Here is a 1,139-nt window from a genome sequence, read left to right as displayed (position 1 = left end):
GCCGAGTTGGGCGGCGAGCGAGCCGAAGACGTTGTCCTCGCCGAGCAGCGGTCCGACGATGACGGAGCCCACGAAGACGTAGGGCATGGCGAGCGCCCCGCCGAGGATCAGATGGATCCACCGGCGCCGCGCCCGCCGCCCGAACAGGGCAGTCAGGGCCTGCGGGAGAGCCCGCGGGAGGGCCACGAGAGCCTTCACGCCGGGTGCCGGGGGTTCGGGGTGGCCGCGTCGGCCCGCTCCTTGAAGAAGCGCACCCCGAGGGTGACCGCAAGCGTCCCGATGATCATCTGCACAGCGTAGGTCAGGACCATGAGCGTCGTCGGCTGCTCGGCGATGTCGCCGCCGCCGCTGAGTGAGGCGAACAGCAGCCAGCCGCCCCAGCAGGCGACCGCGCCCGAGCCGAGCCATGCGAGGGCGAGCGGCACCTTGACGGGCAGCACGGGAACCCACCGGAAGGCGATGAGCAGGCCGCCGGCCACGGCTGCGGCGAGGTAGAGCAGGTCCAGGGCCTCGAGGACGTAGAAGTCGGTCGTACGTTCCTGGATCCGCGCCTCGTTGAGGCCGAAGGTGGAGCCGGTGATCCACAGGAGCTGCAGGGCCGCGGGGGCGAGGGCCAGGACGGCGGCGGCGACGGCGGTGCCTCGCTGAAGGCTCCGGCGGGCGGTGGCGCGGGGCAGATCCCGGACGCGACCCCGCCATATGTGGCCCCAGCGGTCCCGTGCGTAGAGGACGAACAGGGCGCCGAGGGCGAGGCCTTGGAGGATGAAGCCGCCGTAGACGACGCCGAAGACCCACTCGTCGAGAAAGACGCCGCTGCCGCTGCCGTCGTCCTTCGAGGGCCGGTGGATGCTGCCGCCGAGGGCCCTGACCAGGAGCTGGAGCGGGAACCCGGCCATGATCGGCGTGAGCAGCCCGGTGGCGGCCCACATGGGGAACGCGAGCAGCCATGCGGGGGTCCGCAGGCCCCAGGGGCGGGTCAGGAGCAGCGCGAGGAGGATGACGCTGGCGTCCATCAGCAGGGTGAGGCCGTTGGCGAAGATCATGGTGATGCGGTGCTCGAGGAGGCTGCTGCCCTCGGGGATGCCGATGTGACTCCCCGCGATCCAGGCGATCTTGAGGGTGAGGTAGGGGAGGGCGGC

1 protein-coding gene and 1 pseudogene are annotated in these 1,139 nt (G+C 71.8%); both read right to left on the bottom strand.

Annotation, left to right across the window (positions count from 1 at the left end; all coding sequences use genetic code 11):
- Window positions 1-186: pseudogene (locus tag ACZ5CR_RS46590) on the bottom strand (histidine kinase); the annotation flags it as partial.
- 8 nt (window positions 187-194) lie between these two features.
- The coding region (locus ACZ5CR_RS46585; protein ID WP_468870116.1) for a hypothetical protein at window positions 195-1,139 on the bottom strand (945 nt) is incomplete at its 5' end.

It is taken from the genome of Streptomyces sp. NPDC031274 (genome assembly GCF_055570235.1).
The sequence above is the reverse complement of the archived record's forward strand: the minus strand, read 5'-3'. Positions and strand labels throughout refer to the sequence as shown.